Below are 14,579 nucleotides of genomic sequence, written 5' to 3' on the forward strand. Positions count from 1 at the left end.
AGTAAAAACTGGAAAAATGCGACGATAGCGGGGTTTTTTGTTGGTATATTTGTCGGCATCGGTATCAACGTTATGAATTTTGCTTTTTTACCTTCGTTTTTGGTGGTTATATTAATTGCTGTAGTGTTAACTTGGATATTATGGCAAAAAGTCACATTCACTCTCTTTGAGCCAAAAAGTTAACAAAATCATAATCAGAATTCAGCGCTTTGTTTTATGCAAAGCGCTTTTTAATTTAAATCTTAGCCTTTTTGAACTGTTTTCAAACGTGCCACTAAATCAGATGGTGAAATTAGCCCTGAAATTGCCTCACCGTTTTCAAGTAAGATTGTGGGTGTTGCGGTAAAGCCAAACTGTGCTGCGATTTTTTGCTGCGCTTGCAGTTGCTGATTACAGTTCTCTGTTATCTCACCTTCATATTTACCCGAATACATAGCAGAGTTCATGGCAAATTGAGGGCGTTTAGCACATAACGCCGCTGCTGTTTTATTAAATGCAGCACTGCCTTTTACGCCTCTTGGGATCATTACATAATCAATGGTAACCCCTTGTTGATTTAGGATATCAATGCTTTGATGAAGCTTGCGACAGAAGGGACAATCGATATCGGTAAAAACGGTGATCAGATGTTTTTGTTGTTTGGCTTTATAGCTTAACAATACGTCTCTTGGCAGTTCGTTTAGTAGTGATAAACGTTGTAATTTTTGCGCAGCCTCTGTGATATTGATCTTGCTTTGGGTATCGATGACTTGACCCAAATACAAATACTTACCATCAGAGCTTGAAAAGAATTGCTGGTTATTGGCAATAACAAGGTAAAAATCGTTGTTATAAGGCTCGATAGTTACTTTGGTTTCCTTGCCGAGAAGTTCAAATAGAGCCTGTTTTATTTTGGCGATTTGCTGGTTTTGGTTAGTAAATGGTTTCAACGTTTCAGAATGGACAAATGCAGCGCTTAAGAAAAGCGACAATGTAAATAACAGCGTTATAAATTTATTTAGTAATGACATATGTAACTCGGTTTTAAATTAGAAAAACCAAACGTACATTATCTTTTGTTTAAACCCATTTAAAACTATCTAAAATTAACTATAAAAAGATATAATACATTAATTATCAACGTCTTATTTTTTGTTTTCGTTACGAATAAAGCTGTTTTTCGCGAAATAATAAGAGTTGTTCAGGTGTGGTTATACACTCAATTGTGGATGTTACTGGTTGCGTAAGCTGTTGACATAATTGCGACACTGGCACTTGTTTTTGACTGGAGTTTACTTGATTGCTAGACACTAACATTTTGCCTGAAGTGGTATTAATTGGATTTTCTAAAGCATTATTTTGTTCAGTGTATTTAGTGTTTTCAATAATAAATGCAATACGTTTATCAACAACATGCGCGCTGCAAGTTGCCAGTTCACGATTCATTACCTGTTTGCCTTTAACGGCAAAATTTAATGCTTTATCTATCTGATTTGTTTCTAAGGCAATGCGACTTAATAGATCTAAAGCTTGGGCACGATAATAGCTAGTTTCTGATGCGTTGTTTAAAGCTGTAAAAGCAAGGGAATTTGCACTGTTATGCTCATTTTGCTGATATTTTACTTCGGCTAAAAGTAATTGCGCGTCGATGGAATCGGGGTTTTCTTTTAAAGTAAATGTCAGCCATTTTTCGGCGTCATCATAATTTGCTTCTTGAAATGCAACAACGGCATTGGAATAACTGCTAAGTGCTGGCAGCATAACCTGTTTTTGCTGAGTTTGTTCAAAGTTAAACAAAGTAAGGCCAATTGTACTTACCACACAGATCATGCTTGCTGCCAAAGCAAAGGTGTTAAATGGTTTTTTGCTAGTAACTGGCTTTATTGCGACTTCTGTTTGCCAAATATAACCAGCGTTAGGTTGCGTTCGAATAAGCTGTTGCTCTGGTGCAAGTTTACGTAATTCACTGATCACTTGGAAAAGGCGATAGTCTTGCACGTCTTCACTTCGCCAAAGCGCGTTGAAAAGTTGTTGTTTAGTGATAAGTGTCTTTGGGTGTTGTAAAAAGTAGAGCAGTGCCTGAGCCGTTTTAGGACGAATGGGCTTTTCTTTACCTGATTGCGTTAAGGCAAATGTGGTTGCGCAAAACGTGAAATCTAAAAATTGATAAATAGCCATAAATAGTCCTTAACAGCATCTGTTTGTTTTTTCTTTAGTGTTATAAAGATAAAACAGCAACATGGCAATTTTTTAGGGACTTTTAGTAAATTTTAGTTTTAGGTATGACTATAAAATGTTGGGTACTAAGAAAAGAGTTTATGCTTAATTATGGTTGTTGATAGTCAGAGAGTATTGTATTTATCTCTTCAGAACGAATAAGAGTTTTAAGCGCTGAATTAAGCTTATCGAGCAGTGCTTTGTTGCCTTTCTTAACTGCAATGGCTACAGGAGTTCCGCGATAATTTGAATGCACAATTTTCACTTTTACATTGTATTTTTTAGCAAGATATAAACCTACTGCACGTGGCATGATGGCTGCGTCGGTTTGTTTAGTTGCGAGCATTTGCATAGCTTGATCTTTGCTTTGTGTTTGTATCAATCGAAAGTGATCTTTAATGTGTTTTTCTTGCCAAATTGTTTCAGTAATTGAATGTTTATCGCCACTTATTTTTTTACCATACAGATCTTGAACGATTTCGATGCTCGGCAGCTCATCTCTTACAAAAACGGAGGTATAACGGAAATAATAGGGCACAGTGAAGTCGAAATACTTTTCGCGTTCAGGGCTAATTTCCATACCCGTGATGCAATCAAGCTTATCAAAACGCAGGCGATTTACTGTGTCATCCCATAAATCTGCCTTTAACATCAACTCTTGTTGGCTATTGGATAATACTTGTTTTAATACATCGTAATCGAAACCGGTTGGCATATTGTTTTCAATAAATTGGAAAGGGGGATAACCCTTAGCCATACCGCATTTAACCGTCGATTGCGCTTTAGCAAAGGCGTTATTACTAAACACACTGCTTAATAAAATAATGCTAAAAAGAGAAAATAAAATGTTGGCCATTATTACCTTTTTTAAAGCAAGTTGTTAAATACGAAAGACATAGCACGCTTAAGATAAAAATGTGTCAGCTATGTGATATGTGAGTGGTTACATACATAAAATTATATAAAAATTAAGCTTTAACAATAAAGCTGAATTCGCCCTAAACTAGCGCTATATCAAAGAAATGCCAGATTTGACCCGATTAAAACTAAATATAGCGGATAAAAAAGCCGTTTGAGGGAAGCGTTTAAATATTATTGATAAACGAATATTTTCGTAACGATAAATTTTTTTTACAACGCTCAAGGCCGAAATTCGGTATGCTCCGCACCCTTAAATTGGTTTTTGCAGATAATTTAGACTCGGAAAATATTAATGAAAATTTGTTTTATCATGTACCCATGGGAGCGTGTGGAGCCTGAAACGGATTCAACTCTACGTTTAATTCACGAATGTGTTAAACGTGGGCACACTGTGGCGCTTTCAACGGTTAACAACTTAACTATTCGCGACAGTATTGCAAGTGCATTTTGTGATGTATTCGTTAAGAAGAGCAAACTTTCAGATAATATCCCAAGTTTTTACCGCAACGCGGTGTTTAAACGAGCTCAATTACCGCTTGCAGGTTTTGACGCAATTATTATGCGTGCTAACCCGCCACTTGATACGCTCGCGTTGAATTTCTTGGATTCAGTACGAGGTGATGCATTTATTATGAACGACCTTGATGGTCTGCGTATTGCCAACAACAAAGTCTATACCGCTTCGTTCCAAGATACTGAAAGTGAATTTATTCCAGCGACTCATGTATCTAAAAATCGTGATTATTTAGAGCGCATTTTTGAAGAATCAGAAAGCAATAAAATGATCCTTAAGCCACTTGATGGCTATGGTGGGCGTGGTGTTATCGTACTCGAAAAAGGGGCTCGTCACAGCTTCCGTTCACTGCTTGATTTTTACATTGGTGGTGATGAACATGGCAAAGGCAGCAATTATGTAATTCTACAAGATTATGTGGAAGGTGCTGAAGAAGGGGATGTACGAATTTTAATGCTGAATGGGGAACCAATTGGTGCTATGAAACGTATTCCTGCGTCTAACGATGTACGCTCGAATGTTCATGCCGGTGGTAAAGTGGTTAAGCACAAGCTAAGCGCTCAAGAGAAAAAGTTATGCCGTTATATTGGTCCTAAATTAGTGCGAGATGGCTTGTACTTTACTGGGATTGATGTAATTGGCGGTAAATTAATAGAAGTAAACGTGTTAAGCCCGGGTGGTATCACCCGTATCAATAAATTAAATCGCGTTAAATTACAGTCTCAAGTTATTGATTTTGTTGAAAGTGTGGTGCATGCAAAAGAATGTGTAATCAATCGCAAAACCGAATTTAGAAAGGTGATTGAAGAAGCGAATGCCGTTTAACCTAGAGTAAACAAGAGTGAGGTGTGTAAGAAATTTCATGCCTCACAATATTTAGAAACAACACGAAAAACCAGTATCTTCCCTTTGGTAAGCGTGTATGTTGTAACCATATTGTTTTAGCCTTAAGGTTCACTTAAGGAAAATTGAATACGCTCTTAAAAAAGCATCAATTTTCCCTATGTTAAAACCATTTAAACTCTATTTCGCTCCCTACTTACTATTTTCCCTCGTAGTACTTATTCTTTTGTCGATTTCACGGCTTTGTTTAAGTTTATGGCAGTTTCAGCACTTCACTGATTTTAAAGCGTTACTGACAGTTGCCATCGGTGGGTTTCGCATCGATTTAAGTACTGTTGGCTATGTGTTGATTATTCCTTCGGTGTTTACACCCATTTTAAGCGCGTTTAGACCGCTTAAAAGCAGCTGGTTTTGGCTGCTTAAGATTTATTTAGTTAGTGCATTAGCGTTACTAACCTTGCTGGAAATTGCGACACCAACTTTTATTGAAGAATATGGTCTTAGGCCAAATCGCCTGTTTATTGAATACCTTATTTACCCCAAAGAAGTATTTTCGATGTTGGTAAGTGGTCATTTAAACACACTAATTATTTCAACCTGTTGTTTAGTTGTTTTTATACTCTTTGTTTTTGTACCTTTGAGCAACGCATTTGTAAAACAGTTACAGCTGCAAAAAACACACACTAAAAGCAGCCTTTTTGCTGCTGTGCTTTTGCCAGTATTGTTAATACTAATGGCAAGAGGAACTTTAGGGCATCGTCCCATTAATCCGGCATATGTGTATTTTTCAAATGATGCCTTGGTTAATTCATTAACCCTTAATTCAACTTACAGTGTTGTGCATGCTATTAAAGCACTTAAAAATGAAAAGAATGCGGCAAAAATGTACGGAAACATGTCTGATGAAGAAGTCATCAGTTTGGTACAAACCAAAACAGGCTTAAGCAAAGACGCTTTTGTACATCAGAACCAACCTACTCGGGCAATCCGCGCTCCCAGCTATACTGGCAAAAAGAAAAACTTAGTGATCATTTTAGAAGAAAGTTTAGGGGCGCAATATGTACAAACCCTTGGGGGCTTACCTTTAACTCCCAACATTGATGGGTTTTATCGCGAGGGCTGGGGCTTTGAACAATTATACGCTACAGGCACACGTTCAGTGCGTGGTATTGAGGCAGTTATCACTGGTTTTACGCCAACCCCGGCCAGAGCAGTCGTTAAACTTGATAAATCTCAAAAAGGCTTTTTCACTATCGCCAGTTTATTGCAATCACAAGGTTACACAACGCAATTTATTTACGGTGGAGAAAGCCATTTTGATAATATGAAAAGCTTTTTCCTTGGCAATGGCTTTAGCAATATTGTTGATTTTAAAGACATTGAATCACCAAATTTTATTGGCTCGTGGGGGGCTAGTGACGGTGATTTATTTACCCAAGCCGATAAAGAATTAGCAAAGCTAAATCAATCAGAGAAACCATTTTTTAGTTTGATTTTTAGTTCCAGTAATCATGATCCCTTTGAGATCCCACAAGGGGTTGTCTCACCAATTAACTACTCAGAAGAGCAACGAATGGAATTGGATGAAAATGAGCTGAAACGTCATCTGGCGATTCAATATGCCGATTATGCGTTAGGCCAATTTATTGCAACAGCTAAAGCCCGTGACTATTGGCAAGATACGGTGTTTTTAATTGTAGCTGACCATGATGCACGGGCATTAGGCAAAGACTTAGTGCCAATAAATAACTTTCATATTCCCGCAGTGATTTTGAATACTGAACATAATCAAACTCGCTTCAGTGATATTGCAAGCCAAATAGATTTAGCGCCAACCTTGTTATCGCTTGTGGGTGCTGTAAATGATTCACCTATGCTTGGCAGGGATTTAACAGTAAACACCTTCGAGGGCAGAGCGCTAATGCAATACGCCAATAACTTTGCCTATTTGACGCAGCATGGAGTGACTGTTTTACAGCCAAGTAAAGCGCCAAGTAAGTTTTTATATGATGTGACAAGTAAAAAAATGCAGCCAGTTGCCCTTGATGAAGAGGAAGCTAAAACGGCTTTAGCGCATGCTCTTTGGGGCAGTTTAGCCTACCAAAATGGATGGTATACAAGTCAATAAAGCAAAAAATGTAAGGGCAGCACGCGCCCTTGCATTACAAAACGTAAACTTAAAATTCGATGCCTGCTTTTTCTTTAAACAGAGGCACGAGTGCCTTTGAAATCGCTAAAACTTCAGGTTTGTCTTTACGAAGGTAAACTTCACCTTGTTTAAACGCCTGCCATGTTTCATTGTCAAAAACCGCACCTCCATAGTGCGCCGCAAGCTGTTTTGAAATGCGTGTTTGCTCCGGTTTAGCTGTTAAAATCCATGCTAATTCAAGGCGATTATCCCCAAAGACAGCTTCAATTTTGCGAGGAAATCCAAATGCCGGAAAGTTAAAGCAGTTTACTTGCACTTGCTCCTTTGGATTATTAAATAACCAAGGGTCGGATGTTTCAATTTTAAGCGGATCACAATGCGCTTCAAAAAGGGGTTTAAGAGTGTCTAACGATTCGCCAAACTGCAGCAAATTTGAAAGAGCAAGTGCCGGTTTGCTGCGCTCTAAAGCTTTTATCTCTGGATGTGACCAAACAAATAAATTTGGATGTAAAGCGTCTTTACCAATTAACGTGGTTTGATTTTTAGCGCTATTTTGCCAAAGTGTATGCTGGTGATGTGCTTTAAAATCCAAGTATTTTTTAGGATCCTTTTGCAAACCAATCACGGCATCAGGTGCGATATTACTTGCTGATATATGAGCCACTTTGTTATCTGCAATCACCACGGCAATTTTGCCCTTGTTTTTTAATTGATTGCAGCTTAAATGCTGTTCACGTTTACTTGCTAATGGAAAGCTAGGTGTATTTAAAGTGATATCTGAAACGGTGTTTTGACATAGCGATTGTAGTTTTGTTTTAGCGGTACTTATTGATTCACCAATTTCAATGCCATAAAGCGACGCGTTAGGTGTATTTGCAAACAGGGTGCTTGAGCAAAGAGTGAGTAATGCGGTTAAATAGTATTTCATAGCGATGCGTTTTTCATGTTTTTAACATTAGACGCAATAACAAACTAAAAGGTTTAAAAACAAAAAAGGTTAGCACTTTGGCTAACCTTTTAGGTCTGTATCAATTTAATTAAAGCGTTTATTAGTCAGCTTTAATGTAGCTTTTGATTGCTTGTAATGAATCAAAAGGTTTGTAACCGAGTGACTTTAATTCGTCATTAACACAAAACAAAACGGCGCTATCTTTGTTTTCTTCATCTGCTGCCATATCAAGACAGAATTCGTAAGAATCTTTTACAGTTTCAACGCTTGCTTGCTCTTCGCTAGCAATAACAAGTGTGCTTGCGAGTGCTAATACCATTAAAAAAATCTTCATATTTACCCTTTTACAATTATCTGGAGTGATATTTTTAACGCTCACAAATTAGGTTGATTTGATAAGCAAGTAAAACGATAAATTATTGTCGTAAAGGTAAATTTTATTTTGCTTTTATTTTTAAGTATTGCAGTACAAGCATCATCTCATTTTTGAATAAGTGATTGGTTTTACATACTGAGGTTTACTGAATTAATAAAAAAAGGCATTAAAAAAGGTTAACAACAATAGTTAACCTTTTATTGTTCAGAATAAATCCAGTTAGGATTACATTGCGGCGCGGAAAATCTCTGCAATTTCCTCTGCTGTAGCTTGAATTGGATTAGTAAAGCCACAAGCATCTTTTAAAGCATTTTCCGTTAGTGTTGGAATATCATCTGCTTTGGCACCAAGTTGTTCAATACCTGATGGAATACCAACGTCACTGGCGAGGCTAACAATGGCATCAATTGCGGCATCAGCACCTTGTTCTTCTGAAAGGTTACTTACATCGACTCCCATTGCTTTTGCAACATCACGTAAGCGCCCAGGTACTGCTTTTGCGTTAAAGCGTTGCACATGCGGAAGTAAAATAGCGTTACATACCCCATGTGGTAAATCGTAAAAACCACCAAGTTGATGTGCCATTGCATGCACATAACCAAGTGAAGCATTATTAAACGCCATACCCGCCATAAACTGGGCGTATGCCATTTGCTCACGAGCTTCAATATTGTCACCGTGATTAACTGCATTTCGAAGGTTTGCTTGAATTAATTCAATTGCTTTGATGGCTACAGCATCAGTGATTGGTGTTGCTGCAATTGATACATAAGCTTCAATTGCATGGGTTAATGCGTCCATACCGGTTGCTGCGGTGAGCGAAGCTGGTTTTGCGAGCATTAATTCCGGGTCATTTACTGAAACAAGTGGTGTTGTATGCTTATCTACAATGGCCATTTTAATGTGGCGTTCTTCATCCGTGATAATACAAAAACGCGTCATTTCTGAAGCTGTGCCTGCCGTAGTATTAATGGCGATAAGTGGTAACATAGGTTTTGCAGATTGATCTACACCTTCGTAATCGCCAATTTTGCCGCCATTTGCAGCTACAAGTGCAATGCCTTTCGCACAATCATGTGGCGAGCCCCCACCAAGTGAAATAACAAAGTCACAATCTTCGTTTTTTAAAATAGCCAAACCATCGTTTACGTTACTTACAGTTGGGTTGGGTTGAGTACCATCAAACACAGCAGTCGCAACATCTCGCTTTGTTAATAGTGATTGTACTTTTTCAACAACCCCAATTTGGTTAAGAATTTTATCGGTAACAATTAGGCCTTTTTTAAATCCTTGTGCCTGAATATTATCTGCTGCGTCAGTTAAACAACCTGCGCCCATCAAATTTACTGTTGGAATATAAAATGCGGTAGTCATAGCTTATCTGTCCTTGTGTAAGTGAGAGTTACTTTCTTGCGACAAAGATTGTCACATGCTAAACCGTTAGCCATTTTGATTTAAAACAAAGGTTGGTTGTACATCAACTTAGACTTTAATCTAATAGTGTAAATAGATGAGTTAAAGCGCTGTTTAGCGCTTTATATCTGCTCTGAATGTTCGTTATGCGTGCTTGTGAATTGCTGGAAAACGCCACTTTCGCTTAACAATGCTTTTGATTTTAAAATGGCGCTATGTTTAACTTTGCCAACAAAATAATTGCCAAATAAAACCCCGACATAACAACTAATAAAGTGAAGTACGGGGTGTTTTGATAAGTGAAATTGTAGACTCAGTTGGTATCTAACTTTATGAGTTCTATAAGCGTTTTTAATATTGCAAAACACTATTAGTTGAGGATTTTGAGATTAACTGTGGAAATTTTCGGTAAAACAGCACAAGACTTACGAAAATCACCAAAATACCAGACCCAATAGGTAAAAACGCACTGGCAATTGCGCTATCAAAGTTTAAAAAGTCGGGGACTCCGGTTTGCCATAATGTCCACTCTGATGCAATGCTGCTTGCAAGGTGATCACCACCCGAGCTTAATACGATTATTGCATCATTGGTATTTGGGTTAATGCGAAGTGCGCTATTAATCGCAGGCTCGTTTGCGCCATCATGGCCAAAAATAAAATTTCCCTTAGGTGTTGGTGCATACAACATGGCTCCCATGCCCCAAATCGGCGCGCCAAGTTTATACCCGAGCGGTTGGCTTAAATCTTTGATTGCCTGCTCTGAATTTGTATTACCTTGCTGTAGAGCAATGACAAATTGAGTTAGGTCATTTGCACTTGCCAACAAACCGGTTGCTGCGGGGCTAACATATTGATAAGAAGCTGATTTATTTCCTTCGCTATCATATGCATTTGCAATGTTTGTTTGTGCGCCAATAAATTGATAATTCGCACGGTTCATTTTTAGCGGCGTAAAAACCGTATCCGCCATAAACGCCTCAAATGTGATGCCCGTTATGTTTTCGATAATGTGCTCGGCGATAAGGTAACCACCGCCCGAGTATTGCCACTCTGTTGCTGGTGCGTAGCCTATTTCAAACTTTGCATTTCCGCGAGAGCTTTTTGGTTGTTGTAGAGATTCAAGCAGGCTTGGCAATGCTTGCTCTTCAGATATATCAGCAAAGCCTAATCCATCCACTAACCCTGAAGTATGTGACAGTAAAAGCCTCATTGTGATTTTATTATGATCAAATGATGAAGAAGGTAACTGCCAAGCTGGTGTTAAATAGTTAGCAATTGGCGCATCTAAATCAATTTGACCTTGTTGCGCTAATTGAGAAATACCATAGGCAGTAAATAACTTGCTCATCGATGCAACCGGAAACAAAGTTTCGTCATTTATTTTATCGATTGATGGCGAAAACTGTTTTGATACCACAAGGCCATTTTCAAGAACGATGAAAGCCAAATTGCCTTTGGTTTCATTTAAAAAGCGGTGATTAACTGCCTTGATAAAGTGATTAGTATCACCTTGCTTTGCAAGCGGTGTTAACCACCAACCGTTAAGTGCGCCATAAAGGCAAATACTGCTCCAACAAAGTGTGAGTAGGGTAAAGCTCAATATATATTTAAATAAACGCATCACATTTCCTTGTTCGGTTAAACTGATTAACGCGGGCTAAATTACTTCGAGTTCTTCTTTTTCTCTTACAAAATATATTGAAAGCAATAGTAGGGCTGCAGGGAATAAAAATACGTTGGTAAATGATAAAACAAGGGTCATCTGTAAAAGACACATCAGTAACATTAAAACTGAAAACACTTTTAGCAGGGGCGGTAAATGCTGATTTACTAAACATACAATTGAAAAAACAGCGGCAACTAACGAAAATAGCCCAAGTGATCCTAGTGCAATAACCATAACTACCACGCCAGTTGTTTCTGATAAGGTAGTTTGATTTGATAAGGCAAAGTAAATATCAAACAAGACGGTTAAATGAAAGATAGACACAAGCCCTGCCATTATAAACAACAACATACGAGCAGCCGTTGCATTAAAGTGATTTTTCAAGTGGTTGCTAAGAGCTAAGTAAATACTCACCTCTAAAACACCGATTATTACAAACAATAAATCAAGCCAATTAAATGTGAGTAGATCTTGCTTTAGTGCTTCTTCAAATCCAGCCATGGATTGTCCTAAAAAAGTAATCCAATAAAATGGAAACAGCACTGCGAGCAGCGCACAAGCACCTGCAGATAGTAAATTTTCACGAGAGTTCATATAGCGTCCCTTCTTGCTTAATCCAAATGGGTGTTTGGATTAGTTGATTCGTACTGCAAAATGTCACCAGGCTGACAATTAAGCGCCTGACAGATTGCTTCTAATGTTGAGAACCGAATAGCTTTTACTTTGCCATTCTTAAGCAAAGACAAATTAGTCATTGAAATACCAATATCACCAGATAACTGTTTCAAAGACATTTTGCTTTTCGCAAGTTCTACATCTAAGTTAATTCGTATAGTCATGGCTTATAAATTAACCAGTGAATTTATGATTGTCAAATAAAGTTTTATGATAAACGTAAAATATTTTTCGAATAACATATTTCAATAGTGATGTTTAGAATTATGTTTTTGTAGCTGTTTAATGAAATTTAAATGAAATAATTGCAATAATTTGATCAAATAACGAACACAAGTTAGTCTGTTAAATGCATTAGGTAGTAAGGATGCGATGAAATTTAAGTGCTTATTGAAAACTTAAATATCTCAGGTTAGGAAAACAGTGTGGCTGACATATTTACTGTCTAATGTGTATTGTATTGGTCAAAGCAATTCAGTTAATTCAATGTCAAACTCTTTGTAATTTATGATTTTTACTGAGTTTTAATCCCACCGCGTTTCCCTGCCTAAGGTTTTAAAAGGTCTTAGGAAAATAAAATGATTAAATACTTAATGGCGCTGAGTGTGCTTTGCATTAGCTTTTTTAGTGTGGATGTTTTAGCCCAGAATAAAAATGTAGAGATAGATAAAATCTCAGTGGACAATAAACGGACCACGCTGAAAGTAAAAGGCGAATTAACTGGGTATGACAAAGGTGCCACATTGACACTACGTGATGCCGATAACTTAAATGTAGTTTTGCACAGTCAGGTGGTAAATCATAAGCGTTTTAATGCCAAAGTAAGCATTAATAGCTTGGTTTATTTACCATGTAATATTGCAGCCGTAATAAACAATGATTTATCGCAAATTGATATCGCACAGGTTGAGGATACGGCAAGTTGTGGTGGTTATAGCGCGACAATATCAGGTTTGGTGACTGATGAGCCGATCCCTTATGCTACGGTCAGTGTCACAATAAATGGTAATACATTTACAACAGTTGCAGATGAAAATGGCGCATATTCATTAACTATCTTATCAACCACAATTGATAACCTTATAAAAGTTGAATCTTCAGCAGTTGATGCTCAAACGGGTGATGAAATAAACTTTGTGAATTTAGTTGGCTCTTTTGAAAAGGTAATTGATGATGATGTTCAGAATGTTACAAATGTCACAACAGCCAGTTATGTTTTAACAGTGCAAGCCAACGGCGGTGAAGAGCCTACTACTGTAAATGAATTGAAAGAGGCTGAAACAGCAGTTGATGCGAGTCAGCTGATAGAACTTGCCGCAGTGATTAAATTGATAGTGGATGACCCTAATTATCAACTTCCAGAAGGTTTTGATAGTGTGATTGATTTTGTTTCTGCGCCATCTGCGGTAGATTCATTTATTGAAAACACACCAGAAGAAGATTTAGTTGCAGCGCAAAATGCAATTTTACAAGATAGCAATCTTGTTGCCGGCTTTAAACAAAATGATATCCCCAATTTTTATTATGCAATCGATACTGCTGAGCCAGGTTATTTATCACGAAGTGGTTCTGCGCTTAAATTTAACCCTGCAGGTGCAGGAAACAAATTAAGTTTTCTCTCATGGAATGGCCAAGCAATTAACGCACCTTACACATGGCAGATTGTAAATGGCAGAATTGAAGTTACGTACAATAATCCATTAGAACAAGAATTACTGACAAATGCGATAGAAGATTTAACGGATGATCAGGCTGAAATTGACGCATTTTATGCTGGTGGAGGAGTTGATGACCAAATCGTTTTTTATCGGTCAACTATCGCTGAAAATTTCACACGCGTTGTAGATGGCAATTTGGTGGATGTGATTAACGTTGAAACCCGAAGCGAAGTAAGAACACCTACCTTTCAATTAAATGATGGTTCGAGCTTAACATTACAAGATACAAAAATTGAAATTGCCAGTGGCCAACAAACTTTTCGATCAGACCTAGATATAGAGCCTGTTGCATTTAATGCTACATGCACTACTGGCGTAGCCTGTGTTTTAGGGCAGTGGGGAGGCCAATATAATTACTCGGAAGGTAAGCGTGCTTACGACGATTATATTTTCCCAACAACTTCTTATGCTGATGTAATCACATTTGATGCAAATGGTATAGCGAATGGCAAAATTTCGGGTATTAACGCTAATTGGCAAGTGGATAATGCAGGAAAGTTAATAATTGAATACCCAAATGGTACAGTTCAAACCAGTGAAATTATTGATCAGCTAGGTCTTGAATATGGCGTTTTCACTTCTTATACCACCCCTGAAGGAGAGTTTGCTACTTACGATATTTGGGTAAAAGGGCAGCAGAATTTTGTGCTTGATAGTGCTTATTTGCAGCCAACAAGCAGCAACCATTACTGGAATGGTGAAATTAATTCGTGGATCCCGGGTTCGTTTGATAGCAATGGCTTGCTTATTCCTGAACGCTTATGGGGCTGGTTGTTTACCAGTCACACAGTGCAAAATATCGATGGCGTTGCTTGGCAGGGACCTGACCAAAACGGATTAAGCAGCATTAATTTTGTGCTAAGTGATGCAGTGAGTTATCAAGTGGGGACACAGAATATTGAAATTAACCGTCTACCTTTTGCCAAACGTTTTTGGTATCCCATTGCAAGTACCATTATTAACGGAGATAGAGTGTTTTACATTGTTGAACGTGAAGAGCGTGATGCGCAATTGTGGTTTGGCGGGCAGCTGGGTTACAACACCTTTATCCCGTCGCGCATTAATATTGAGCGAGAAGTAGACAGAGCAAATTACACCAATGTAGCGCGCTAAAACGTTAAGGGCGTATGCCCTTAACGCTTAATAAATTGACGTGT

Annotated in this window: 12 protein-coding genes; 3 read left to right on the forward strand and 9 right to left on the reverse strand. The window is 37.9% G+C overall.

The genetic code is table 11. From position 1 onward, the window contains the following. Window positions 1–242: 242 nt before the first annotated feature. The 3 genes from ON073_RS00085 to ON073_RS00095 all read right to left on the reverse strand — a co-directional run bounded on the left by ON073_RS00085 (window position 243) and on the right by ON073_RS00095 (window position 3,052). Entirely contained in the window at window positions 243–1,010 is a 768-nt protein-coding gene (locus tag ON073_RS00085; RefSeq protein WP_274759820.1) for a DsbC family protein, read from the reverse strand. A 130-nt stretch (window positions 1,011–1,140) separates the two neighbouring features. Further along, complete coding sequence (locus tag ON073_RS00090; RefSeq protein ID WP_274759821.1) at window positions 1,141–2,157, reverse strand: winged helix-turn-helix domain-containing protein; 1,017 nt, start codon at window positions 2,155–2,157, stop codon at window positions 1,141–1,143. 148 nt (window positions 2,158–2,305) lie between these two features. Then, entirely contained in the window at window positions 2,306–3,052 is a 747-nt protein-coding gene (locus tag ON073_RS00095) for a transporter substrate-binding domain-containing protein (RefSeq protein ID WP_274759822.1), read from the reverse strand. 357 nt (window positions 3,053–3,409) lie between these two features. Between ON073_RS00095 and gshB the strand changes: the two genes are divergently transcribed. Continuing rightward, on the forward strand, window positions 3,410–4,456 hold the full coding sequence (gshB, locus tag ON073_RS00100) for a glutathione synthase (RefSeq protein WP_274759823.1): 1,047 nt from the start codon (window positions 3,410–3,412) through the stop codon (window positions 4,454–4,456). A gap of 178 nt (window positions 4,457–4,634) precedes the next feature. Further along, window positions 4,635–6,602 carry an LTA synthase family protein gene (locus tag ON073_RS00105; RefSeq protein WP_274759824.1) on the forward strand — a complete coding sequence of 656 codons (1,968 nt, stop codon included), beginning with the start codon at window positions 4,635–4,637 and terminating at the stop codon, window positions 6,600–6,602. Between the two features lie 49 nt (window positions 6,603–6,651). Here the strand turns inward: ON073_RS00105 and ON073_RS00110 are convergent, their stop codons facing one another. The 6 genes from ON073_RS00110 to ON073_RS00135 form a co-directional block, all read right to left on the reverse strand. After that, the gene (locus ON073_RS00110) at window positions 6,652–7,551 is read right to left on the reverse strand and encodes a hypothetical protein (protein WP_274759825.1); all 900 of its coding nucleotides are present in this window, start codon (window positions 7,549–7,551) and stop codon (window positions 6,652–6,654) included. A gap of 121 nt (window positions 7,552–7,672) precedes the next feature. After that, on the reverse strand, window positions 7,673–7,906 hold the full coding sequence (locus tag ON073_RS00115; RefSeq protein ID WP_274759826.1) for a hypothetical protein: 234 nt from the start codon (window positions 7,904–7,906) through the stop codon (window positions 7,673–7,675). Window positions 7,907–8,173: 267 nt separating this feature from the next. Further along, complete coding sequence (yiaY, locus tag ON073_RS00120; RefSeq protein WP_274759827.1) at window positions 8,174–9,322, reverse strand: L-threonine dehydrogenase; 1,149 nt, start codon at window positions 9,320–9,322, stop codon at window positions 8,174–8,176. A 390-nt stretch (window positions 9,323–9,712) separates the two neighbouring features. Further along, window positions 9,713–10,984, reverse strand: a complete 1,272-nt coding sequence (locus ON073_RS00125; RefSeq protein WP_274759828.1) for a serine hydrolase domain-containing protein — start codon at window positions 10,982–10,984, stop codon at window positions 9,713–9,715. A gap of 36 nt (window positions 10,985–11,020) precedes the next feature. After that, window positions 11,021–11,623 (reverse strand): hypothetical protein, encoded by a 603-nt coding sequence (locus ON073_RS00130; protein ID WP_274759829.1) that lies wholly within the window; start codon window positions 11,621–11,623, stop codon window positions 11,021–11,023. A gap of 17 nt (window positions 11,624–11,640) precedes the next feature. After that, the gene (locus tag ON073_RS00135; RefSeq protein ID WP_274759830.1) at window positions 11,641–11,868 is read right to left on the reverse strand and encodes a helix-turn-helix domain-containing protein; all 228 of its coding nucleotides are present in this window, start codon (window positions 11,866–11,868) and stop codon (window positions 11,641–11,643) included. A 414-nt stretch (window positions 11,869–12,282) separates the two neighbouring features. Between ON073_RS00135 and ON073_RS00140 the strand changes: the two genes are divergently transcribed. After that, entirely contained in the window at window positions 12,283–14,535 is a 2,253-nt protein-coding gene (locus ON073_RS00140) for a carboxypeptidase-like regulatory domain-containing protein (protein ID WP_274759831.1), read from the forward strand. The last annotated feature ends 44 nt before the right edge of the window (window positions 14,536–14,579 follow it).

Source organism: Pseudoalteromonas sp. G4, assembly GCF_028875915.1.
Classification (GTDB): Bacteria; Pseudomonadota; Gammaproteobacteria; order Enterobacterales; family Alteromonadaceae; genus Pseudoalteromonas.